The sequence below is a fragment of the Kribbella sp. VKM Ac-2568 genome, from assembly GCF_004345365.1.
In the GTDB taxonomy this organism is placed as follows: Bacteria; Actinomycetota; Actinomycetes; order Propionibacteriales; family Kribbellaceae; genus Kribbella; species Kribbella orskensis.
The window spans coordinates 518271-541319 of the sequence record NZ_SLVF01000003.1 but is presented as its reverse complement, the minus strand read 5'-3'; the positions used below and the strand labels follow the sequence as shown (position 1 = coordinate 541319).

25 protein-coding genes are annotated in these 23049 nt (G+C 68.8%); 16 read left to right on the top strand and 9 right to left on the bottom strand.

Going from position 1 to position 23049, the window contains the following annotated elements; translation table 11 throughout:
- Positions 1 to 165 precede the first annotated feature (165 nt).
- From EV648_RS09995 to EV648_RS09980, 4 genes are all read left to right on the top strand, one after another.
- Entirely contained in the window at positions 166 to 612 is a 447-nt protein-coding gene (locus EV648_RS09995; RefSeq protein ID WP_132288041.1) for a YbaB/EbfC family nucleoid-associated protein, read from the top strand.
- 1 nt (position 613) lies between these two features.
- Positions 614 to 1213 carry a recombination mediator RecR gene (gene recR, locus EV648_RS09990; RefSeq protein ID WP_020391097.1) on the top strand — a complete coding sequence of 200 codons (600 nt, stop codon included), beginning with the start codon at positions 614 to 616 and terminating at the stop codon, positions 1211 to 1213.
- Entirely contained in the window at positions 1206 to 1862 is a 657-nt protein-coding gene (locus tag EV648_RS09985) for a DUF5063 domain-containing protein (RefSeq protein WP_132288038.1), read from the top strand. Before recR ends, EV648_RS09985 begins: the two co-directional genes overlap by 8 nt.
- 113 nt (positions 1863 to 1975) lie before the next feature.
- Complete coding sequence (locus tag EV648_RS09980) at positions 1976 to 2632, top strand: hypothetical protein (protein WP_132288035.1); 657 nt, start codon at positions 1976 to 1978, stop codon at positions 2630 to 2632.
- On the opposite strand, the gene add is transcribed toward EV648_RS09980, so the two are convergent.
- The 3 genes from add to EV648_RS09965 are packed head-to-tail and all read right to left on the bottom strand — an operon-like array spanning position 2617 to position 5422.
- The gene (gene add, locus EV648_RS09975; protein ID WP_132288032.1) at positions 2617 to 3600 is read right to left on the bottom strand and encodes an adenosine deaminase; all 984 of its coding nucleotides are present in this window, start codon (positions 3598 to 3600) and stop codon (positions 2617 to 2619) included. The genes EV648_RS09980 and add overlap by 16 nt on opposite strands.
- 9 nt (positions 3601 to 3609) lie before the next feature.
- Positions 3610 to 5037, bottom strand: coding sequence for an MFS transporter (locus EV648_RS09970; protein WP_199234517.1), 1428 nt, complete (start codon positions 5035 to 5037; stop codon positions 3610 to 3612).
- Between the two features lies 1 nt (position 5038).
- Complete coding sequence (locus EV648_RS09965) at positions 5039 to 5422, bottom strand: nuclear transport factor 2 family protein (protein ID WP_132288026.1); 384 nt, start codon at positions 5420 to 5422, stop codon at positions 5039 to 5041.
- A 74-nt stretch (positions 5423 to 5496) separates the two neighbouring features.
- Between EV648_RS09965 and EV648_RS09960 the strand changes: the two genes are divergently transcribed.
- Complete coding sequence (locus EV648_RS09960; RefSeq protein WP_132288023.1) at positions 5497 to 6123, top strand: TetR/AcrR family transcriptional regulator; 627 nt, start codon at positions 5497 to 5499, stop codon at positions 6121 to 6123.
- Here EV648_RS09960 and dinB read toward each other — a convergent pair.
- The gene (gene dinB / locus EV648_RS09955) at positions 6098 to 7297 is read right to left on the bottom strand and encodes a DNA polymerase IV (protein WP_132288020.1); all 1200 of its coding nucleotides are present in this window, start codon (positions 7295 to 7297) and stop codon (positions 6098 to 6100) included. The genes EV648_RS09960 and dinB overlap by 26 nt on opposite strands.
- A gap of 71 nt (positions 7298 to 7368) precedes the next feature.
- Between dinB and EV648_RS09950 the strand changes: the two genes are divergently transcribed.
- Entirely contained in the window at positions 7369 to 8598 is a 1230-nt protein-coding gene (locus EV648_RS09950; RefSeq protein WP_132288017.1) for an MFS transporter, read from the top strand.
- Positions 8599 to 8611: 13 nt separating this feature from the next.
- Here EV648_RS09950 and EV648_RS09945 read toward each other — a convergent pair whose 3' ends face one another.
- The 4 genes from EV648_RS09945 to EV648_RS09930 form a co-directional block, all read right to left on the bottom strand.
- Positions 8612 to 9040 carry a MerR family transcriptional regulator gene (locus EV648_RS09945; RefSeq protein WP_132288014.1) on the bottom strand — a complete coding sequence of 143 codons (429 nt, stop codon included), beginning with the start codon at positions 9038 to 9040 and terminating at the stop codon, positions 8612 to 8614.
- Between the two features lie 33 nt (positions 9041 to 9073).
- Positions 9074 to 9619, bottom strand: coding sequence for a dihydrofolate reductase family protein (locus tag EV648_RS09940; RefSeq protein ID WP_132288011.1), 546 nt, complete (start codon positions 9617 to 9619; stop codon positions 9074 to 9076).
- A gap of 77 nt (positions 9620 to 9696) precedes the next feature.
- Entirely contained in the window at positions 9697 to 10215 is a 519-nt protein-coding gene (locus EV648_RS09935) for an SRPBCC family protein (protein ID WP_132288008.1), read from the bottom strand.
- On the bottom strand, positions 10208 to 10552 hold the full coding sequence (locus EV648_RS09930) for a helix-turn-helix transcriptional regulator (protein WP_132288005.1): 345 nt from the start codon (positions 10550 to 10552) through the stop codon (positions 10208 to 10210). Before EV648_RS09930 ends, EV648_RS09935 begins: the two co-directional genes overlap by 8 nt.
- A 262-nt stretch (positions 10553 to 10814) precedes the next feature.
- Between EV648_RS09930 and EV648_RS09925 the strand changes: the two genes are divergently transcribed.
- Both EV648_RS09925 and EV648_RS09920 read left to right on the top strand, forming a co-directional pair.
- Positions 10815 to 12083: an aspartate kinase gene (locus EV648_RS09925; protein WP_132288002.1), complete on the top strand. Its 1269-nt coding sequence runs from the start codon at positions 10815 to 10817 to the stop codon at positions 12081 to 12083.
- A 5-nt stretch (positions 12084 to 12088) separates the two neighbouring features.
- A complete protein-coding gene (locus tag EV648_RS09920; RefSeq protein WP_370452703.1) occupies positions 12089 to 13180 on the top strand; it encodes an aspartate-semialdehyde dehydrogenase in 1092 nt (363 codons plus the stop codon).
- Between the two features lie 61 nt (positions 13181 to 13241).
- Here EV648_RS09920 and EV648_RS09915 read toward each other — a convergent pair whose 3' ends face one another.
- Entirely contained in the window at positions 13242 to 14234 is a 993-nt protein-coding gene (locus EV648_RS09915) for a helix-turn-helix domain-containing protein (RefSeq protein ID WP_132287996.1), read from the bottom strand.
- A gap of 1099 nt (positions 14235 to 15333) precedes the next feature.
- Here EV648_RS09915 and EV648_RS09910 point away from each other — a divergent pair.
- Genes EV648_RS09910 through EV648_RS09875 form a run of 8 tightly spaced genes read left to right on the top strand, consistent with a single transcriptional unit; the run spans position 15334 to position 23049 of the window.
- Positions 15334 to 16197: an ABC transporter permease gene (locus EV648_RS09910; protein WP_132287993.1), complete on the top strand. Its 864-nt coding sequence runs from the start codon at positions 15334 to 15336 to the stop codon at positions 16195 to 16197.
- Entirely contained in the window at positions 16184 to 16999 is an 816-nt protein-coding gene (locus EV648_RS09905) for an ABC transporter ATP-binding protein (RefSeq protein WP_241995009.1), read from the top strand. The genes EV648_RS09910 and EV648_RS09905 overlap by 14 nt, the downstream gene beginning before the upstream one ends.
- Positions 17000 to 17001: 2 nt before the next feature.
- On the top strand, positions 17002 to 18105 hold the full coding sequence (locus tag EV648_RS09900) for a glycosyltransferase (RefSeq protein ID WP_132287990.1): 1104 nt from the start codon (positions 17002 to 17004) through the stop codon (positions 18103 to 18105).
- Positions 18102 to 19424 (top strand): glycosyltransferase, encoded by a 1323-nt coding sequence (locus EV648_RS09895; RefSeq protein ID WP_241995008.1) that lies wholly within the window; start codon positions 18102 to 18104, stop codon positions 19422 to 19424. The genes EV648_RS09900 and EV648_RS09895 overlap by 4 nt, the downstream gene beginning before the upstream one ends.
- Before the next feature lies 1 nt (position 19425).
- A complete protein-coding gene (locus EV648_RS09890) occupies positions 19426 to 20130 on the top strand; it encodes a hypothetical protein (protein WP_132287987.1) in 705 nt (234 codons plus the stop codon).
- A gap of 29 nt (positions 20131 to 20159) precedes the next feature.
- A complete protein-coding gene (locus EV648_RS09885) occupies positions 20160 to 21353 on the top strand; it encodes a hypothetical protein (protein WP_132287984.1) in 1194 nt (397 codons plus the stop codon).
- Positions 21350 to 21961 carry an acyltransferase gene (locus tag EV648_RS09880; protein ID WP_132287981.1) on the top strand — a complete coding sequence of 204 codons (612 nt, stop codon included), beginning with the start codon at positions 21350 to 21352 and terminating at the stop codon, positions 21959 to 21961. The genes EV648_RS09885 and EV648_RS09880 overlap by 4 nt, the downstream gene beginning before the upstream one ends.
- Positions 21958 to 23049, top strand: coding sequence for a DegT/DnrJ/EryC1/StrS aminotransferase family protein (locus EV648_RS09875; protein ID WP_132288744.1), 1092 nt, complete (start codon positions 21958 to 21960; stop codon positions 23047 to 23049). Before EV648_RS09880 ends, EV648_RS09875 begins: the two co-directional genes overlap by 4 nt.

Sequence of the window (23049 nt, the reverse complement as noted above, 5' to 3'; positions counted from 1 at the left end):
CCTGCCATCCACAGGTTGTGGATAAAGGTGTCCACAACCTGTGGAGAAGGCTTGGGAGACTTATCGGTTTCCCGGTCTGGGTGACCGGCGGGTGGGGTTGTCCGGGCGACCGGCTAGGCTCGGGGAGCAAGTGGAACTGGGAAGCAGTTCGGACGGGAGATCGCGGTGTTCGACGGTGGCGGTTCGCAGGGCGCTGGTGGCTTCGACATGTCCGACCTGCTGGCTCAGGCGCAGCAGATGCAGAACCAGTTGATGGAGGCCCAGGCCAACCTGGAGAGTCAGGAGATCGAGGGCTCCGCGGGTGGTGGGCTGGTGACCGCGCTGGTGTCCGGCACGGGTGAGCTGCTCAGCCTGACGATCCACCCCCAGGCAGTCGACCCCGACGACACCGAGACCCTGGCCGACCTGATCGTCGCCGCGGTCCGGGACGCCTCGGAGAACGCCAAGGAGGTCGCGGCCCGGGCGATGGGCCCGCTGGCCGGCGGTCTTGGCGGCGGCCTGCCCGGCCTCGGCGGCCCGACGGATGATGACGCGGCCGAAGGCGGCCGTCCGGGGATCGGGTTCACGAACCCCGGTGGCACGACCGGTCTGCCCGGTCAGAACCCGGGCTGACGTGTACGAAGGGGCCGTCCAGGACCTCATCGACGAGCTCGGCCGGCTCCCCGGCGTCGGTCCGAAGTCCGCACAGCGCATCGCGTTCCACCTGCTCTCCGCCGACGAGACCGACGTACGGCGTCTCGCGCACGTGCTCGTGCAGGTGAAGGAGAAGGTCAAGTTCTGTGAGATCTGCGGCAACGTCTCGGAGGAGACGCAGTGCCGGATCTGCCGCGACCCGCGTCGCGACCTCGCGCTGATCTGCGTGGTCGAGGAGGCCAAGGACGTCGTGGCGATCGAGCGGACCCGCGAGTTCCGCGGCCGCTACCACGTCCTCGGCGGCGCGATCTCGCCGATCGAGGGGATCGGACCGGACGAGCTGCGGATCAGGGAACTGATGCAACGGCTCGCCAGCGGAGAGGTGACCGAGATCATCCTGGCCACCGATCCGAACCTGGAGGGTGAGGCGACAGCCACCTACCTGAGCCGGTTGCTCCGGCCCATGGGGTTGCGCGTCACCCGTTTGGCTAGTGGACTTCCAGTAGGCGGTGATCTCGAGTACGCCGACGAGGTCACACTCGGACGGGCGTTTGAAGGGCGACGATCGATCGATGACTGAATCAACCGATAGTCCGGTGGACATCGCGGACCGGGCGCTCGCGACGGACAGCGAGGACCTGCTCGATTTCGCCGAGCAGATCGCCGACCAGGTCCAGAGCTTCCTGATCTCCGTGCGCGACATCGCCGCGCAACCCGACGAGGACGGCATCGACGAGGGTCTCGCCTCGCTGCCGTACCTGCTGCTCGAGGTGAGCCAGTTGCTGCTCGCCGGCGGCCGGCTCGGCGCGTTCGAGGACTTCGTCCCGGAGGAGCGGTTCGAGAGCGACGCGGGCCCGGACCCGGACCTCGACGCGATGCGCGACCGCCTCGCGATCCTCTTCGAGGGCCTGGACGAGTACGCCGAGGTCTTCGATCCGTACGCCGCGCCGCCGGAGATCACCGTCAACCGGCTCTCCGACGACCTCACCGCGATCGCCACGGATCTGGTGCACGGCCTCGCCCACTACGAAGAGGGCCGGGTCGTCGAGGCGTTGTGGTGGTGGCAGTTCTCCTACGTCTCCACCTGGGGCGCGGCCGCGAGCGCAGTACTGCGGGCTATCCAGTCGCTGATCGCGCACGACCGGCTGGAGCCGGCCCACGACCCGGAGACCGAGGCAACCGACCGCGAACTCGTCGAGGTAGCCGAAGAAGTCGTCCAGCGCCGCTGACCAGCGCGTTCGAGCGAACCGCGGCCCACTCGATCACGAGGGTGGACCGCGGCGGGCCACGATTATCCACAGGCGACTGCGCGGATGTTCCCCGGAAGCGCTTGAATGTTCGGGTGTCCGTCTACGAACTGATCAGCCGGCTGCCTGACATCGACAAGGTGCGCAGGACCAGCCGGGCCCTCGCGGTGCTCGACGCGGTGCTGAGCCCGGAGCCGGAGTACCGGTACTACAGCTTCGACTCGCGCTGGTCGGAGACCGAGGAGACCGCGCTGATGCGCAACGGGTCGGGTGACGAGTACTCGATCGTCTTCTCACCCGCCGGTGCCATCGCGCAGGGCTTCGACCACGAGTCGCCGATGTCGCCGTGGGTGCACCCTTCGATGCAGTCGTGGCCCGGCTTGTTCATCGGTGTTCCGGACGAACTCGCGCCGGCGTTGGATGAACCAGCCTTCCAGGACGAGCAGGGCAACCGCTCCGTGACCGTCTGCTTCTGGCGCACCCCGGCTGATGACCGGTGGCACTGCGGCCCGGTCGAGAATGCCGCCAGGGACGGCGCCGACTGGCTGTTCAGCCTGCTGGCCGACGGTCGGCCCGAGGCATATCTGTCGTTTGCCGAGGACTACTACGAGGTCCCGCTCGAGCTCGACGCCGTCCATCACGTCTACGCGCAGCTGCCACTCACCGAGGAGATCGTCACCGCGCTGAACCCGGAGGTCCGGCTCAAGGACCTGAAGGACGACATCGCCGAGATCGGCTACCCGCGGCTCTGAATCCACTCGTCGACCCCGGCGAGTCCCGTCTCGATCAACGAGGCCGGCGCATCGCTGGTGGCGAGTGAGGTGCGGGCGATCTCGGCCAACTCCTCGTCGGACAGCCCGAGGGCGGATCGCGCGAGCTCGTACTCGTCGTACAGGCCGACGCTGAACATCAGCGGGTCGTCGGCCCCGAGCGAGCACCGTACTCCGGCCGCAAGCAACCGCGGCAACGGGTGCTCGGCGATCGAAGGCACCACCCCGAGCAGCAGGTTCGAGGTCAAACACACGTCGAGCGAGACTCCGCGCGAGGCCAGAAACTCCAGTACCAAAGGATCTTCGGCCGCGCGAACCCCATGCGCGACGCGAGTGGCGCCAAGCTCCTCCACGGCAGCACGCACACTCTCCGGTCCGGCCAACTCGCCCGCGTGAGGTGCACAAGTCAACCCCGCATCCCGCGCGATCGCGAACGCCTTCGCGAACACCTCGGCCGGAGCGACCGTGTCATTGCCGGTCAACCCCAGCGCGTGTACTCCGCGTCCGACATAGCGTGCCGCGTACCGGGCAAGATCCTCGGCGACCTCCGCGTCGGTATGCCGCTGGGCCGCCATCGTCAACCCGAAGCCCACGCCGTATTCGAGGCCGGCGGCGAACCCCTCGTCCAGCACGAGCTCCATCACCTCATCAGGCGTGCCGAGCGGCGTGAAGACATGCGGATCGAAGTGCGGCTGCACCCAGACGACACCGTCGGCGGCCGCGTCCGCCACCACTTCACGAACCAACCGGCGCATGTTCTCCGGCCGCGCGGTGCACAACTGGAAGGATGCCAGGAAGCACTTCTGGAAGTCGTCGAAGCTCGCGAAAACGCGCGGATCAGGTGCGTCGATCCCTTCCTGAACGGCGAGCTCCGCCATCGTCGACTGCCGCATCGCGCCCAGCAGATGAACATGCAATTCGGCCTTCGGCAACGACCTCAGATCCCTCACTCGAGCACCCTACCCGGCGGACCGCCTCCCAACCGTCAGGAACGCCGCAATCGCTGCAGTACAAAGGAATCCGGCCGCTCCGGCACTCGCTGTCGTGAACCCATGAACGGTGGCCGTAGCCCCCGATCCAGGGTGCGTCCGGAGGAAGCCGGCGGCCGCAGTAGCGGCGATTGTGCTGAGCAAAGCGGTGCCGAGAGAGGCGCCGATCTGCTGCGAGGTCATCACCATCGCGCCGGCCACCGCGGTGTCGGCTCCGGCGTCCAGCGTGGCGATGCTGTTGGCCGTCACCAGCACCCACCCGGTGCCGAGACCCACCAACAGGAACACCGGAGAGACGTGCAGCCAATAGCCGCTGTCGACCCTGACCAGACTGAGCAGTCCCAGCCCGGCCGCGATCGTGAGGAGTCCCGGGCTGAGCAGCCAACCCACCGACGCGCGGGCGAGGAGCGGACTCACCATCCGTACGCCGATCATCAGGCCCGCGGTGAGCGGGAGGAATGCCAGCCCGGCTTGGATCGGCGAATACCCGAGCACGTTTTGCAGGTAGAAGGTGAGGAAGAACAACGCCGCGAACATACCGACGGCTAACGTGAAGACGGCGAGGTAGGACGCGGCCCGGCGGCGGCTGAGTACCACTCGGAGTGGCAGCAATGGTGCCGAGACCCGGCTCTGTGCCCAGACGAAGGCGCCCAACGCGAGCACACCGACTGCCAGCGATCCGACAGTGATCGCCGCACCCCAGCCGTCGGACTCGGCCCGGGCGAAGCCATAGACCAAGGCCATCAGTCCACCCGTGGCAAGCAGTAGTCCGACGAGGTCGATCCGTACGCCGCTCGCCGGGGGCGCGGGCCGCACCGCGTACAGCACTCCGAATCCGGCGGCGACCGCGATCGGCAGGTTCACGTACATGCACCAGCGCCAGTCGAGGTAGGCCGTGAGGATGCCGCCGAGCACCACGCCCAAGCCGGAGGAGCTCCCCATGGCCGTCCCGTAGATCCCGAAGGCCTTGCCGCGTTCGGTCGGAGTCGGGAAGGTGGCGGCGAGCGTCGCCAGCACCGACGGAGTCAACAGGGCGGCGAACGCCCCCTGCAGTGCACGTGAGCCGATCAGCATCGTCGGTCCGGTCGCAGCGCCACCGAGCGCCGAAGCGAGCGCGAACCCGGTCAGCCCGATCAGCAGGCTGCGCCGACGGCCGAGCAGGTTCGACAGCCGTCCAGCCAGGAGCAGCAGGCTGCCGTACCCCAGAGCGAACGCGGTGATAACCCATTGGCGCCCTGGATCGGACAGGTCGAGGGAGGTCTGCACGGACGGCAGAGCGATGTTCATCACCGTCAGGTCGAGGCCGATCATCAGTTGCGCCGTCGACACCGCGGCCAGCGCCCACCACCGGCGCGGATCAGCGACCAACGTCGGCTGGGCGGGGTTGACCGTAGTCACCTCAGAACATTCCGTTCTGATTCGCGGCGTCCTCGGGGATCGGTTGCATGACATCCCAGTGCTCCACGATCTTGCCGTCCTCGAGGCGGAAGATGTCGACGATCGCGGTACCGCGCTGGCCGGGGACCCGGATCCCGTGCACGTGACCGATGACGTAGTCGCCGTCAGCGAAGACGCGCTTCACCTCGGCCCGCAGTTGCGGGAACTCGGTGGCCAGGTAGCCGAGGAAGTCCCGGAAACCCTCGATCCCGTCGGCGATCAACGGATTGTGCTGGACGTAGCACGGACCGATCAGCTTCGAGGCGGCCTCGAAGTCCCGCTGGTTGAGGCCGACCTCATAAAAGTCCAGGACGGTCTGCTTGTTGTCTTCCAGAGACGGGGGCATGGCGGATTCTCCTTAACTGAACAGCTGTAGTGCTACGACTGTAGCGCGACAGTTGTCCGACTACAATCGCCGGTATGGAAACCACGGCGAAGGACGGCGCGCGCGGGCGGAACCCGCGCGGCCAGGGTGAGCGGCTCCGGGAGGAGATCGTCAGCGCCGCCGTCCGGATGCTCGACAACCTGGCCGACGACCAGGCGCTGTCGCTGCGAGCCGTGGCCCGCGAGATCGGCATCGCGGCGACTTCCGTCTACATCCACTTCGCGGACCGTGACGCCCTCGTGCTCGCTGCGCTGGAGAGCTCGCATCGAGACCTGATGGAGTCGGTCCAGCAGGCTGCGGATGCCGCATCCGACCCAGTCGCTGTACTTCGTGCCCGCGTGCTGGTGCTCGGCAATTGGGCCCACCGGCACCCCGGCCTGTACAAGGTGCTGCACGAGAGCACGATCAATCAGCGGGCGGACGTGTCGTTCAAGCTCGTCCTCGGCCGGCAGCTGACCGAAGCGGTCCAGCGTTGTATGGACGCCGGCCTTGCTCCGGCCGACGATGCCGCGGTGGTCTCGCTCGACCTGCGGGCGGCCGTCCATGGCGCCGTGTCGATGAGGGTCAACCAGCCCGATCTGCCCTGGCCGCCGCTCGAAGAGCAGGTCGATCGGTATCTGGTGAAGCTCGTCGGGGTCAGTCCGGCAGCATCGGGACGGTGAGGCCCTGGTCTCGACCGAGGAGGACGGCGCGGGTGACCGCCTTGCTGCCGAACTTGTCGCGGACGTTGTCGAGCGCCGAGTCGAGCTCGTCGTTGCTGGCCTTGTCGAACGGCAGGGCCAGCTGAACGCTTCCCTCGTTCTCCAGGTTGGCGACCGAGACGCCGACCATGGTGATGCCCTGTCTCTCGATCAAGGGGCGCGCCGCCGCCATCAGCGCGCGGGCCGTGATCAGAATGGCCCGGGTCTGACCGGTTGCCTGAGGCAACGTATGGGACCGGGTCGCCCGGGTGAAGTCGTCGAACCGCAGTCGGAGCGTGACGGTTCTCCCGGCCCGCCCCGCCGACCGCATCCGTCGGGTCACCCGATCCACCAACCCGGCCAGTACTGCGTCCAGGGTCTCCGGCGACTTGGGGGATCGCCCGAGCGCGCGTTGTGAGCCGATCGAGCCCCGCCGCCGGCCGACCTCGATCGGCCGCGGGTCCCGGTTGTGCGCGAGCGCGTGCAGGTGCCGCCCGGAGGCCCGGCCTAGCATCGCGACCAGCGCGGCCTCCGGCAGGATCGCGACATCCCCGACCTTGGTCAGCCCGCGGTTGCGCAGCTTCTCCGCGGTCACCTCGCCGACGCCCCACAGTCGCTCCACCGCCAGCGGGTGCAGGAACTCGAGCTCCTGGTCCGGCGGCACCACCAGCAGCCCGTCCGGCTTGGCGACTCCACTGGCCACCTTGGCGAGGAACTTCGTCCGGGCCACCCCGACCGTGATCGGCAGACCCACCTGGGCCAGTACGTCGGCACGAAGGCGCCGGGCGATCTCGACCGGCGTACCGGCGATCTTGCGCAGTCCGCCGACGTCTAGGAACGCCTCGTCGATCGACAACCCCTCGACCAGCGGGGTGGTGTTCTCGAAGACCTTGAAGACCGCCTTGCTGGCCTCGGAGTACGCCGACATGCGGGGTTGCACGACGATCGCCTGCGGGCACCGCCGGAACGCCTGGCCGCCGTTCATCGCGGTCCGGACGCCGTAGGCCTTCGCCTCGTAACTGCAGGCGAGCACCACCCCGGCGCCGACGATCACCGGCCGGCCGCGCAGGCGTGGGTCGTCCCGCTGCTCGACCGACGCGTAGAACGCGTCCAGGTCGGCATGCAGGATGTTCGACTCGCCGCCCGACACGAACATATGTTCGCATACTCTCGTGCCGTAGAGATAGGGAGAAATCCCGAGGCGCGACGCAACCCCGACAGGACAGAATGCGGGTTATGGACCTGTCGGCTTACCGTGCGCTCTGGCAGACGCGAGGGGTCTTCGCCTTGCTGGCGTCGGCGCTGCTCGCCCGGCTCCCGGTGATGGCGGCCCTGGTGCCGGTCTCCTTCCTGGCGAAAGATGCGGCCGGCAACTTCGGTTGGGCCGGTGTGGTCGCCGGCGCCTACTCGGTCGGCATGGCCGTGGGCGGACCGATCTGGTCGCGGCTGGCCGACCGCCGCGGCGGCCGGCGTGTGGTGATCGGCACCGGAATGGCGTGGGGCGTGGCGATGGCCGTGCTCGCCTTGCTGCCCAACGACTGGTACCGCTTGATGCCTCTGGTGTCCGCGCTGGCGGGAGCGGTCGTCTCGCCGGTCACGTCGACACTGCGGGCCGCCTGGCCGCGTCTGGTGCAGGGATCCCGCCTGCGCGCGGTCTATGCGCTGGATGCGACGGCGCAGGAGGTGCTGTTCTCGATCGGGCCGTTGCTCGGCGCGGTGATCGTCAGCTTCGCCAGCCCGCGGGCCGGCGTACTGGTGGCGGCGGCGTCCGCGGCGGTCTCGATCTGGTGGTTCGGAGTCCGCCAACCCCCGGCGCTGCCGCACGACGAGTCGGCCGGGGCCCGGCTGACCGCGCCGCAGTTGCTCTGGCACCGGTACCGGCTGCCGCTGATCGTCGCTTTCGGCCTCTTCGTCACGGCCTTCGCGTCCATCTCGCTCGGCATCGTCGCCTTCGCGGACGACCACGGCAACCGGCTGATCGCCGGGGTGCTCGAGACTGTCTGGGCCGTCGGCAGCCTGATCGGTGGTGTTGTCGTCGGCGCACTGCCCGGGCGGCGCAACTCGTACGTCTGGCGACGGGCCTTGCTCGTCTCGATCGGGATGCTGGTCTGCGTGTTCGCGACCTGGTCGCCCGTCTCGCTGGCGATCGCCTTGCTGCTGTCGGGCTGCGCCCTGGCGCCGACGGTCGGAGCGCTCTACGAGCGGCTGGGTGCGATGACGCCTGACTCGGTGCGGACCGAGGTGTTCGGCTGGATGGGCAGCGGCGCGATGATCGGCGGCGCGGTCGGATCGAGCGTGGCCGGGCTCGTGGTGGAGACCTTCGGTGTCCGCTATGTCTGGCTGATGGCCTCGATCCTGGCCCTGCTCGCGACGCTAGCGGTCCTGCACGTTCCGCCGCACCGGCCGGAAGAGAACGAGGCCGAGGAGGAAGTCCCCAGCCTCGCTGTCACCACCTGATCAGTTCTGCTGATCAGTTCCGGGCCGCCGCATCCCGCGGTGGCGGATCGTTTCCGTCCTCCGCGGCCTGGTACGCGGCGATCTTCCAGTCGATCAGCTCGAGATCAGCCTCGAGCTGGGCGAGGTCCATCGCCACGCGTTCACGGTGTGCCCGCAGCAGGGCGAGCCGGCCGGCGCGCTGCTTGTCCCCGGCGCGGATCTGCTCGGCGAACTCCTTGACCTGCTCGACGGGCATCCCGGTCCGGCGGAGCCGCAGCAGGACGTCGAGCAGGCCGAGCGCGTCCGGGGTGAACCGCCGCCGGCCGCCGGTGTCCCGGGGCAGATCCCCGAAGAACCCCTCGCGGTCGTAGTACCGCAGTGTCTCCACCGGCAGGCCCGACACCCGCGAGGCCTCGCCGATGGTGACACCTTGAACCTGACCAAGCTCCTCAACAAGCCTCATCACCGCAGCATGCAACCTGGAGTGGGCTCCAGGTCAAGCCGCGCGGTACACCGAGTGCAGTACGCCGGTGCTGAAGGCGGTGCTGGAGATCAGCTCGAGCGGCAGCGGCTCCTCGTCCTCGACGAACAGCCTGGCGCCGTGCCCGACCGCGATCGGGTGGACCAGCAGGTGCAGCTCGTCGAGCAGCTTCGCCCGGAGCAGGGACCGGACCAGCGTCACGCTGCCGACCACGCTGAGGTCCTTGCCGTCGGTCTCCTTGATCGCGGCCAGCGTCTCGGCCGGGTCGCCCGCCAGGATCTCGGAGTTCTGCCACGCGCTGACATCGGTCAGCGTGGTGGAGATGACCAGCTTGCGGGTGTCGTTCATGTGGCCCGCCAGCTCGACGTCGTCGGTCGCGTTCGGCCAGTAGCCGGAGAACATCTGCCAGGTGTTCCGGCCCAGCAGCATGGTGTCCGCGTCGGCGGCCAGCGAGCCGACGACGCCTCCCATCTCTTCGTTGAAGTACGGGAAGTGCCAGGTCTCCGGCGCCTCGATGACGCCGTCGAGCGAGATGAACAGGCCTGCCGTGATCTTCCTCATGGTGGTACTCCCATCGGTGTCAGCTGGTTGCTTTCACCGACGCGTCGACCGGTCCGCGGCCCGATCGACATTTCGTCTCAAAGATTTTTCGCGGCTGCTTCCCAGTGGGGTTTGAGCTGCTCCTCGGCGTCGGACCACGCGACGTCCGCCGGGTCGCGACCCGCGAGGAACTCGTGCAGCCGGTTGAGGAAGTCCTCCCAGCCGCACCCGTAGTCGACCGCCGTCTTCTCGGTCACCAAGGAGTGCCGCAAGGTAAGCGCTGTCGCTTCCCCCTCCGCGTCGAGCAGTACCTCGACGCGCGAATCCTCCTCGCCCGGGAACGACCAGCTCACGGCCAGCCGGTGGGGCTCCTCGCACGTCTCGATCCGCAGTTCGGCGGTGTCCTCGGGGCCCATCGTGAGCCGGACTTCCGCACCGACCACCCGGTCGCCGGCGAGCTCGCCGATCCAGCGGGCGAGCCGCTCGGGCTCCGTCCAGGCGGACCACAGCTCCGCCGGCGTCGCGTCGTACGAGCGTCGCATCGTGACCGTACGTCGCTCGCGGGAGCGCGTGATCGTCCGCTCGGTCGGTCCGAAGAAGGTGAGCAGGTCAGGCATCGGGGGTGTCCTTCCTCGCGGCGCGGCGGCCACGGCGGATCTCGGTGTCGAGGGCGTCGAGGCGGTTCGTCCAGAACTTGCGGTACTTGTCCAGCCAGGCGTCGATCTCCTGCAACGGGCCGGTGTCGACCGCGTAGAGGCGGCGGGTGCCGTCGACGGTGACCGTGGCGAAACCGTTGTCGCGGAGCACCCGCAGGTGCTGCGAGACGGCCGGCTGGCTGATGCCGAACTCCGCGCCGATGGTGGTCGCGATGCTGCCGGCCGGCAGCTCTCCGTCGGCGAGCAACTCCAGGATCCGGCGCCGGACCGGGTCGCCGAGAATGTCGAAGGCGTGCATGTTGCCGAGTATTTCAGTGATGACTTATATAAGCAAGTGGTCCGTTCAGCCGGAAGGTCTCCGGCCGGATCGGGGCCCGGCGAAGGAACCTCCAGGCGTCGCCGGTCGGGGCCGAACGGATCGACCAGGTGGTGGTCGGCCCGCAGACAAGCGGGCTTTCACAGCTAGAATGACCACGATCGAACACGCCTGGTGCAGCGCCGCACGGCGTACCGCAACCAGTGTTGCCGCTGGGGATTCAAGCTATGAGGAGACACAAGCTGTGGGACGCGTCGTGCACAAGTACGGCGGTTCTTCGGTCGCTGACGCCGATTGCATCAAGCGTGTGGCCCAACGGATCGTCGCGACGAAGAAGGCCGGGAACGACGTGGTGGTGGTCATCTCCGCCATGGGGGACACCACCGACGAACTGATGGACCTGGCCCAGCAGGTCTCCCCGTTGCCACCGCCGCGAGAGCTGGACATGCTGCTCACCTCGGGTGAGCGGATCTCGGCCGCGCTGCTGGCGATGGCGATCGCGAACCTGGGCTACGAGGCGCGTTCCTTCACCGGTTCGCAGGCCGGCGTGATCACCACCGCCAGGCACGGGAACGCGCGCATCATCGACATCACCCCGGGCCGGATCGAGGACGCGCTGGCCGACGGCCACGTCGCGATCGTGGCCGGTTTCCAGGGCGTCGCCCAGGACACCAAGGACATCACCACGATGGGCCGCGGCGCGTCCGACACCACCGCGGTCGCGCTGGCCGCGGCGCTGGAGGCGGACTACTGCGAGATCTACACCGACGTCGACGGCATCTTCACCGCGGACCCGCGGATCGTGCCGGCGGCGAGGCAGATCCCGATGATCTCCTACGAGGAGATGCTCGAGATGGCCGCCTGCGGCGCGAAGGTGCTGCACCTGCGTTGCGTCGAGTACGCGCGGCGCTACAACGTCCCCGTCCACGTGCGCTCCTCCTTCTCGCAGAAGGAAGGCACCTGGGTCGTCGATGCGAAGGAACTGAAGAACATGGAACAGGCGATCATCTCCGGCGTGGCCCACGACCGCAGCGAGGCCAAGATCACCGTGGTCGGCGTGCCCGACAAGCCGGGTGAGGCCGCACGCATCTTCGAGACGGTCGCCGGCGCCGAGACGAACATCGACATGATCGTCCAGAACGTCTCCGCGGTCGCCACCAACCGGACCGACATCTCGTTCACGCTGCCGCGCTCCGACGGCTCCCGCGCGATGTCCGCGCTGGCCCGGATGAAGGACGAGGTCGGCTACGAGCAACTGCTGTACGACGACCAGATCGGCAAGGTCTCGGTGATCGGCGTCGGCATGCGCTCGCACCCTGGCGTTTCGGCGAAGTTCTTCTCCGCGCTCGCCGATGCCGGCGTCAACATCGAGATGATCTCCACGTCCGAGATCCGGATCTCGGTGGTCGTCGACGAGAACCTGGTGGACGCGGCGGTCACCGCGGCGCACACTGCATTCGACCTGGACGACGAGCACACCCAAGCTGTCGTGTACGGAGGAACTGGACGGTGACACCTGTGAGCGCTTTGGATCAGACCGAGGATCGGACCGGACTCCCCTCGCTGGCGGTGGTCGGCGCGACGGGCGCCGTCGGCACGGTGATGCTCACCCTGCTGTCCACCCGGCAGAACGTCTGGGGAGAGATCCGCCTGATCGCGTCCGAGCGCTCCGCCGGCAAGCGGCTCAAGGTCCGCGGCGAGGAGGTCGAGGTGGTCGCGATCAGCGCGGACGCCTTCGACGGCATCGACGTGGCGATGTTCGACGTGCCGGACGAGGTGTCCGCGCACTGGGCCCCGATCGCCGCCTCCAAGGGCGCCGTCGTGGTGGACAACTCCGGCGCCTTCCGGATGGACCCGGACGTGCCGCTGGTGGTGCCCGAGGTGAACGCCGAGGCCGCCCGCAACCGGCCGAAGGGGATCATCTCGAACCCCAACTGCACGACGCTGTCGATGATCGTGGCGATGGGCGCGCTGCACCACCGCTACGAGCTCGAGCAGCTCGTGGTCGCGTCGTACCAGGCGGCCTCCGGGGCCGGTCAGGAAGGTATCGACGCGCTCTACGACCAGCTGATGAAGGTGGCCGGCAACCGGGAGCTCGGCACCACGCCGGGCGACGTCCGCCGGGTGATCGGCAATGCGCTCGGTCCGTTCCCGGCGCCGCTGGCGATGAACGTGGTGCCCTGGGCCGGTTCGCTCAAGGACGACGGCTGGTCGTCGGAGGAGCTGAAGGTCCGCAACGAGTCCCGCAAGATCCTCAACCTGCCGGACCTGAAGGTCTCCGCGACCTGCGTCCGCGTCCCGGTGATCACCACCCACTCGCTCTCGGTGCACGCCCGCTTCGGCCGCGAGGTCGACGTCGACGAGGCCCGCGAGGTACTGCGGGACGCGCCCGGCGTGCTCGTCTTCGACAACCCGGCCGAGGCGGAGTTCCCGACCCCGGCGGACGTCGTCGGCACCGACCCGACCTGGGTCGGCCGGATCCGCAAGTCGCTGGACGACCCGCAGGCGCTCGAGCTGTTCGTCTGCGGCGACAACCTGCGCAAGGGCGCGGCGCTGAACACCGCGCAGATCGCCGAGGTCGTCGCCAAGGACTTCACCCCGGCGCAGTGATCGTCAACAGAACAAGGGCTCCGGGCGATTCGCCCGGAGCCCTTGTTGCTGTCTGCAACAGCTACAGCCAGCTCTCGCGGGCGGCGTGCAGGGCCAGCTGGAACCGGGTGCTCGCGCCCGTGCGGTTCATCAGGCGCTCGAGATAGCGGAAGAACGTCCGGCGGCTGATGCCCAACGTGCGGGCGATCGTGTCGTCGGCGGCACCGGTCGCCAGCAGCGCCAGCAGCCGTCGCTCGATCGGCTCCAGCCGGTCGTCCTCGGCGCCGACGGACGCGTGCAGCGGCAGGGCGCTTCGCCAGCAGAGCTCGAACATCCCGATCAGCGCGGTGAGCAGGCTGCTCGGCCGGATGATCAGCAGCGAGCGGTTCACGTCGGTGTCGCGCACCGACATCGAGACGAAGGCGATCGAGGAGTCGATGATGGTCAGCTTCGCCGGTACGTCGGGCAGCACCCGCGCCTGCTCGCCGGCCTCCACGCAGGGAAGGATGTTCTCGGTCAGGTAGCCCGGCACCTCGACGGACTCCGGCGAGTACACCACCCGGTAGGCGACGCCGCGCTTGAGCTGCTCGATCTCCTCCTGGTTCGGGCCGGCGCCGAGGTAGTACGGCGGGGAGTCGATGGCCAGGATCTCCCGCTGGGCGCTGCCCTTGATCTGGTGGATCCGCTCGACGATCGCGCTGCCGGTGACCACCTCGATCAGGTGCGTGGTCGACTCGTTGTGCACGGTCCGGCGGAACTCGTCGTACGCGTTCAGCACCTCGATCCGGGCCTGCTTCAGCTCGGACTCGCGGCGCAGCGTGAGCGCCTCCAGCCCGGCGTCGGGCGGCACCGGCAGGAACCTGGAGTGGTCGGAACCGGACCGGCGCGCGAGACCCGCCTGGACCAGCCCGCCGAGCGTGTCGTCGATGCCGGCGTCCCGGTCGGGCACCGCCTCGTCCAGCTCGGTGACCGAGGACGGCCCGGTCCGGAGCAGGTGCTGGTACACCTTGATCTCGTCGTCGGTCAGACCGAGCACCCGCAAATGGTCGGCACGCTCCGTGTCGGTCGAGCTCATGACTCTCCCCTCCTGCCGCGCGCGGTCACTGTGCGCTACCGCCACTCCAGCGTAGATCCATCAGCGAAACACCGATGGCACTGTCCGTATCCCGGCGGGTGCACCGAGCGATATTTGTTGTCCTGTCAGCATTCTTGTGCCGTGTCACCATCTGGCCACCATTTCCGCGCAGTTGTGAGCGAGAATTGAGGTCCAGCAGCCCGGCGACGGACCACCTGAGCGCCGCCGGGCTGCTGTTCCAATTCTGGCCTCAGTTCGCTCATCCGTCAGCGAACGCCGTTTCGGTTGGGTCTCGATCCCGGCGCATCGGTGCCCTCGCACTCCCGTGCCATCACCGGCTGTGCCGGAGGGTGTACAAACTGTGCATCTCCATCGTGAGGCCGATGAGGAGGGGGACCCCCGTGCAGCACCCAGCGCGTCAGGTTCTGCCCAGCCAGCACAGGGCCTTCGGCCTGGGTGCGATGACCGCCGCCCTGGTCATCGTGCCGTCCCACTCGGCGAGTGTCCGGACCACCTCCGCCCAAGGCGGGCCGGGCCCCCGGGTCGCCGGTGGAACCCCTGCGGGAACAGGTGAGATTCCGTGGATGGTGAGGCTGTCCACGGGAAGTGGTGCCACGACCGGCTCCTCTCAGCGACCGCTGACCGCCTTGCCCCGCACGGGTTCCACCGGCCACGTAGCACCCGTTCCGACGTACCGGGTGACCCGGAACACCTTCTGATCCACCGCCCTCGTCGTCCCCCATCGCGACGACGGTGAGGCCCCGGCAGACCCGCCGGGGCCTTACTGCATGGCGATTCGCTTCGCGAAGCTTGTCAAATGTATATTCGCGATAACGATCGGCAGGGGGGCGACTCTTTCGCTCGGGTCGCGACGTTTGGTAGCCGTCTGTACGTCGCTGCTCACCCAGGAGGCACGCTGTGTCGTCGGCAACGACGCCAATCCGCTACTCTGCTTCCGGTTTGCGTGGCCCCGTCGTCGTAGACCGCGGCCGCCGCCGAACATCCTCGATCGAACGGTGGTCGGCCGATTAGGCGAAGCGCGAATGACTACAGTTCGATCTTCGATGACTACGACCGTCCCCAGAGAGGCGTCGCCTGAATGAACGCGACTAGCGTCGACGAGGAGTTCAACCCGTCGGTGCATGTGTACGAGCCACACAAGGTGGGACTGCCGCCCCTGCGCCCCTACTTCAAGGCGCTGTGGGAGCGGCGGGAGTTCGCCGCCGAGATGTCCCGGACCGGGATCCGGGCGGCGAACACGAACACCTTCTTCGGCCAGGTCTGGCTGGTGTTGAACCCGCTGATGCTGGCCGGCGTCTACTACATCCTGGTGGAGATCATCTCCGGCGGCGGTAAGGGAGACGGGTCGGCCCGGTTCGCCCACATGTGTGGCGGCCTTTTCGCGTTCTACTACTTCTCCGGTGCGATGACGACGGCCGCCTCGAGCGTGGTGGGCGGCGGCAAGTTGCTGATGAACATGTCGTTCCCCCGGATGCTGCTGCCGCTGTCGGCACTGCGGACCGCGTTCTTCCGGTTCCTGCCGACCCTGATCGTGTACGCGGCCATCCACCTGCTGATGCGGCAGCCGTTGCACTGGGCGATGCTGCTGGCCCCGATCTTCCTGGTCCTGCTGACGATCTTCGCGGCTGGGATGGGGATGATCTTCGCGGCCATCCAGGTCTACTTCCGCGACACCACGAGCTTCCTGCCGTACTTCGTCCGGATCTGGCTCTACCTGTCGCCGGTGCTGTGGTTCGCCGAGGACGCGCCGGAGCGGTTCCGCCGCTTCATCGTCTACAACCCGTTGTACTCGTTGATCGGGGGCTGGACCGATCTGCTGGTGCGGGGCAACATCCCGGACCTGTCGATGTGGATCGGTGGGGTGCTGTGGGCGGCCGCCGCGGCCCTGGTCGGTGCGTTGTTCTTCATGTCGAGGGAGCGTGAGTTCGTTGTCCGTCTCTGAGGCCGAGAAGAAGGCGATGGAGAATAGCCAGCCGGTCCCGGCGGTCAAGGTCCAGGACGTGTCCATCACGTACCGGACCACGTTCGAGCGGGTCCCCACCTTCAAGAGCGCGCTGGTCCGGTTCGGTCGCGGTGAGCGCGCCGTCCGCGAGGTCAAGGCGGTCCAGAACGTCTCGTTCGACGTGAACCACGGCACCACCATCGGCATCATCGGCGCCAACGGCGCCGGCAAGTCCACCCTGATGCGGGCGCTGGCCGGCATCCTGCCGCCGACCGAGGGCCGGATCGAGGTGCACGGCCGGGTCAGCACCCTGCTGTCGCTCGGCGTCGGCTTCAACGCGGCGCTGTCCGGCCGCGAGAACGTCGTGCTCGGTGGTCTGGCCGCGGGCCTGAGCCGCAAGGAGATCCAGGCCCGGTACGAGGAGATCGCCGCCTTCGCCGAGCTCGAGGAGTTCATCGACATGCCGATGCGGACGTACTCGTCCGGCATGTTCAGCCGGCTGGCCTTCTCGGTCGCCGTGCACATGGACCCCGACATCCTGCTGATCGACGAGGCCCTGTCGGCCGGTGACGCGTCCTTCAAACAGAAGGCCGCCGCGAAGATGAAGGAACTGGTCACCAACAGCCGGACCATGTTCCTGGTCAGCCACGCGATGAGCAGCGTCAGGGATCTGTGCAACGACTGCATCTGGCTGCACAAGGGCAAGGTGATGATGCGCGGCGAGCCCAGCGAGGTGATCGCGGCCTACACCAAGTTCCTCCAGGTCGGGGAACAGGACTCCGTCACTCTCGAGGACCTCTGACGATGCGATCCGCCCCGGCACCGGACGTGGGCATCATCACGACCGGCCACGACGTCGCTGACGCACGGCTGCACAAGATCACCGCAGCCCTGCAGCAGCGAGGTCTGCACGTCGAGCTCTGGGGTCTGGGGGACCCGGCCGGCGGGCCCGCCGGGGCGGATGTGCACGCCCGGCTCCGGGGCAGCCTGGCGCGGCGACTCGCCCAGACGGCGGTGCTGCCCTGGCGGACGAAGGCCAAGGTGGTGATGACCGTTGATCCGGACATGATCCCGATCACCCGGCTCGTCGCCAGGCTGCGCGGCCGCAAGATGGTCGCGGACGTGCACGAGGACTACGGCCGGCTGCTGGCCGACCGTGCCTGGGCCAGAGGTCCGGTCGGGCTGCCGGCCCGCCTGATGGTGCTGGCCAGCTCCAAGCTGGCCGCCGGTGCCGACCTGACCGTGGTCGCGGACTCCCACCTGGCGCCGCACCAGGCGAAGAAGCGCCTGGTGGTCACGAACCTGCCGGTCCGCGCCTTCCTGGCCCCCTCCTGCCAGTCCGGCCCCTCCGGGGAGCCGAGGGCGGTGTACGTGGGCGACCTGCGCGAGAGCCGCGGTCTGTTCGACATGGTCGAGGCGATCGCGGCCGCCCCGGGCTGGTCACTGGATCTGGTCGGCCCGGTGGCTCCGGCCGACCGGGACCGGCTGGAGCGCCGGATCGAGCGGGCCGACCTGGCCGGCCGGGTCCGGCTGCACGGACGGCAGCCACCGGCCGCCGCCTGGAAGATCGCCGAGGGAGCCTGGGCCAGCATGGCGCTGTTGCAGGAGACCCCGGCGTTCGTCGAGGCGATGCCGTCCAAGATCTACGAGTACCTCGCCAGCGGGCTGCCGGTGATCTCCACCCGGTTGCCCCGCCAGACGAGGATCATCGAGGAGTCCGGTGGCGGTGTCCTGATCGACAACGTCGCGGAGGCGGCCGAGACGCTGCGCCGCTGGTCCGACGATCCAGGGGAGCTGGAGAAGTTGCGCGACTGCGCGCTCCAGTGGGCCATGGACAACCTGCCCACCATCACGCCGTACGACGAACTGGCCGACGCAATTCAGGACCTGCTGCGAGGAAGTGCATGACCGACGCCCGCCCACACATGCTGTACGTCGCCTGGGGTTATCCGCCCTGCCGAGGCGGCGGTGTCTACCGCGCGCTGGCGACCGCGAATAGGTTCGCCGAGCAAGGCTGGCGCGTCACCGTGCTGACCGCGGACCGCGAGACGTTCCACCGCTTCACCGGCGCCGACCTGACGCTGGAGGAGCGGATCCACCCCGACGTCGAGGTCGTCCGAGTGCCGTTCGAGTGGCCGATCCTGGAAGCCGACCTGCGCCGCTGGTCCCGGTCCCGGGCCAAGAACCCCAAGCTGTGGGCCAAGATGCGGACCAAGCGCGACCAGATTCCCTTCCCGGAAACGGGATACGGGCCGTGGCGCAGCACGATCGAGAAGGCCGCCGAGCGGATCCACAAGGCCAACAAGGTGGACCTGACGGTCGCCACGGCCAACCCGCACGTGGCCTTCACCGCGGCCTACCACCTGCACGAGAAGTTCAAGGTGCAGTACGTGATGGACTACCGCGACGCCTGGCTGCTGGACGTCTTCAGCGGCGACCGGCTGCACGAGCCGAAGAGCCGCGCGGCCCGGTGGGAGCGCAAGCTGGTGCAGTCCGCCCGGGAGGTCTGGTTCGTCAACGACCCGATCCTCGAGTGGCACCAGAAGCTCTACCCCGAGCACGCCGCCAAGATGCACACGGTGGCCAACGGGTTCGACCCCGACCTGGTGCCGGACACCCAGGACCGTGGCCCGGTCGCCGACAAGCCGCTCGTCTTCGGGTATGTCGGCACTGTCTCGCCGAAGGTCCCGCTGGCCGACTTCGTCAAGGGCTGGCAGCTGGCCAAGGAGCAGTCCGAGGACCTGCGTGACGCCAAGGCGAAGATTCACGGCTACCTCGGGTACTACGCCCAGCCGCGCGCGGACATGCTCGCGATCATCGAGGCGGCCGCCGACGACGGGGTCAGCTACGAGGGCCCGGTCGGCAAGGCCGAGATCGCCCGTGCGTACGACGAGTTCGACGTCCAGCTGCTGATGCTGGGCAAGGGCCGCTACGTCACCAGCGGCAAGGTCTTCGAGTACCTCGCCACCGGGTTGCCGATCGTCTCGGTGCACGACCCGGTGAACGCGGCGTCCGACGTACTGCGCGGGCATCCGCTCTGGTTCCCGGTGAAGGATCTGGAACCCGAGTCGATCGCCGAAGCACTGGTGGAGGCGGCCCGCTCCGCGCGCACCGCCGACGAGGGCATCCGGGCGAAGGCCCGGGAGTTCGGCGCCGGCTACCGGCGCGACCTGCAGCTGGATCCGCGGATCGAGGCGCTCGGTGCGCTGGTAGGGGCGGTGGCCTGAGATGAAGGTTGTGCTGCTCAGCACCCGCCGGCTTCCTCCGGCGTACTTCGACACTGTCCGCGCCGACCTGGGCGGCCGCCCGGACGTCGGCCTCGACGTGGTGGCGTGGGTTCCGCCGGCCGGTCCGGTCGACGGGCTGGTCGAGAGCTTCACGCTGATCGGCCCGGGCAAGATGCCGGTCGAGACGGTGCCGCCTGCCGTACCGGCGGACAGCGCGTCCACCCCGCCCGCCGATGCCGAGGCCGTTCCCGCCGACGTCAGCGAGGCCACCAAGGCTCCCGCTCCGGAGGCTGTCGCCGAGCCGGAGCCGGAGCCGGAGCCGGAGCCGGAACCCGCGCCCGCGGCGGCGAAGCCGCGGCCGACCGGCGCCAAGCGGGTCGTCAAGGCCGTGCAGTGGCGGTACCGCCGGCTGCGCCGGGCCGGTGGCAAGGTGCTGCCCAAGTCGATCAAGAAGGCGGCGCCGATCCGCAAGCTGACCGCCAACCGGCGCGGCAACGACCTGTCCAAGAACTACTGGACCCGGGTGCAGAGCCGGCCGGACGTGATGAAGGTCGTCGAGCAGGCCGATGTCGTGATCGCGCTGGACGCCGGTTCGATCTGGGCCGGCTGGCAGCTCGGCCAGCGCAGGACCGACACCCCGGTGGTGCTCGGGCTGCCCGCGGCTCGTCGTGAGCTGGACCGGCTCGTCGGGGCGGGGAATGGGTGAGTGAGGTCAGGTCAGAGCGGAGGGGTGCGGTGGCTGTGACCGCCCCCCGCTCCCTTCGCGACCACCTGCCGGCTCCGCTCGCCCGGACCGCGGGTGCGGTCCGGCGACGGCTGGTGGGCCTGCGCTACTCGTACGCGCAACTGCCCGCCTTCCCGCAGGTCTCGAACGACCCGGTCCGGCTGTTCGTCGGACCGACCAACTCGGCCGGCCAGGGTTACGCCTGGGCACGGTCTGCCCGCACTCTTCCCGGGGTGAACGCCGTGTCGTTCTCGGTGCACCGCCGGGGGCAGTTCCTGTTCGCCGACGACTACGGCGTACCGCTGTCCTGGTTCGGGCAGCCGCGGTGGCAGCGGGCCCAGGAGCAGCACGTCCTGGGCTCCTACACGCATGTCCTGATCGAGTCGCTGCGCCCGCTGTTCGGCGCGCGCGGCATCCTGGACGCGTCCGGCGAGATCAACCGGCTGGTGGAGTCAGGGATCAACACCGGGCTCGTCTTCCACGGCTCCGACATCCGGCTGCCCAGCAGGCACGCGAGGCGCGAGCGCTGGTCGCCGTTCAAGCCCGGTGACGACCTGACCGACCGGCTGGAGGCGCAGGCGAGCCGGTTCGCCGCGATCGTGGCGGACGCGGGGGTCCCGGTGTTCGTATCCACGGTCGACCTGCTGGACGACGTACCGACCGCCCATTGGTTACCGGTGGCGATCGATCCGGAGCCATGGCAGCGGGCGGCTCGTCCTTTGTTCTCGGGCGACCGCCCGATCGTCGTTCACGTGCCGTCGAACCCGCAGCTCAAGGGCACCGCGCGGATCGACGAGGTGCTGACCGGCCTGGCCGACCAGGGCCTGGTCGACTACCGCCGGGTCAGCGGCGTCACCCACGAGCAGATGCCCGCCGTGATCGGCGAGGCCGACATCGTCATCGACCAACTGCAGATGGGCCTGTACGGCGTCGCCGCCTGCGAGGCGCTCGCGGCGGGCCGGGTGGTGGTCTCGTACGTCGGTTCGGTGGTTCGCGACCGGATGCGTAGTCTGACCGGGCGCGAGGTGCCGATCGTCGAGGCGGATCCCGATTCGCTCGGCGCGGTCCTCGCCGACCTGCTCTCCGACCGTGCCGCGGCCGCCGAGCTGGCCGCCGCCGGCCCCGGCTACGTGGCGGAACTGCACGACGGGCGGCGCTCCGCCCAGGCACTCACTGATTGGCTGACTTCGAAGGAGAACGTGTGACGTCCCGGATCGCAGCTTCGGCTGACGTCGACGAGACCGCCGTCATCGGCGACGGATCGTCCGTCTGGAACCTCTCCCAGATCCGCGAGAACGCGGTGCTCGGGACCAACTGCATCGTCGGCCGCGGCGCGTACGTCGGTACCGGGGTGCGGATCGGGAACAACTGCAAGATCCAGAACGACGCCCTGGTCTACGAGCCGGCCGTGCTCGAGGACGGCGTCTTCATCGGTCCGGCCGTGGTGCTGACCAACGACCAGTTCCCGCGCGCGATCAACCCGGACGGCAGCCTGAAGAGCGCCTCCGACTGGGAGGCCGTCGGCGTGACGCTACGGCAGGGCAGCGCGGTCGGCGCCCGCTCGGTCTGCGTGGCCCCGGTCACGATCGGCCGCTGGGCCACGGTCGCCGCGGGTGCGGTGGTCACCAAGGACGTGCCAGACTTCGCGCTGGTCGCCGGGGTCCCGGCCCGCCGGATCAAGTGGGTCGGCAAGGCAGGTGTCCCGTTGCTGGAGGTGGGCGACGGCGAGTGGAAGTGCCCGAGCTCGGGCGAGATGTACATCGAAACCGATGGACGGCTGCGGCCGGCCGACGAAACTCTGGAGGAGAACTGATGGTGCAGCCGATTCCGGCCGCGAAGCCGATCATCGGGCAGGAGGAGCGGGAGGCAGTCGACCGTGTGATGCGCAGCGGAATGCTCGCCCAGGGTCCTGAGGTCGCTTCGTTCGAGCAGGAGTTCGGCGCAGCGCTGGTCTCCGGCCGAGCCTGCGTCGCGACCAACTCGGGCACCTCGGGTCTGCACCTCGGCCTGCTGGCCGCGGGCATCGGCCCCGGTGACGAGGTGATCGTCCCGTCCTTCACCTTCGCGGCGACCGCCAACAGCGTCGCCCTCACCGGCGCGACCCCGGTCTTCGCCGACATCGAGCCGACCTACTTCTGCCTCAGCCCGGCCGCCGTCGAGGCCGCCGTGACCGAGAAGACCAAGGCGATCATGCCGGTGCACCTGTTCGGTCACCCGGCCAACCTGACCGAGCTGCAGGCCGTCGCGGACAAGCACGGCCTGATGATCTTCGAGGACGCCGCGCAGGCGCACGGCGCGACCTGGAACGGCGCGCAGGTCGGCACCTTCGGCGAGTTCGCCATGTTCAGCCTCTACCCGACCAAGAACATGACGTCCGGTGAGGGCGGCATGAACTCGGTCGCGAACGCCGACATCGAGCGCCGGATGCGGCTGCTGCGCAACCAGGGCATGCTCAAGCAGTACGAGAACGAGCTCGTCGGCGTGAACAACCGGATGACGGACCTGCACGCGGCCATCGGCCGGGTGCAGCTGACCAAGGTGGCCGGCTGGACCAAGCAGCGGCAGGAGAACGCGACCTTCCTGGACGCGAACCTGCGCGGCGTGGCCGTGCCGACCGTGGCGCCCGAGGCGACGCACGTCTACCACCAGTACACGATCCGGGTGACCGAGGACCGCGACGGCTTCGCCGACGCGCTCCGCAACGAGCACGGCGTCGGCTGCGGCGTCTACTACCCGATCCCGAACCACCGGCTGCCCTCGTTCAAGCGCGAGCTGGACCTGCCGGAGACCGAGAAGGCCGCGGCCGAGGTGCTCTCGCTGCCCGTCCACCCATCGCTGTCCGAGGAAGATCTCGACCGCATCGTGACCGCGGTCGCGACCGTCGCGAAGGCTGGTGCCTGA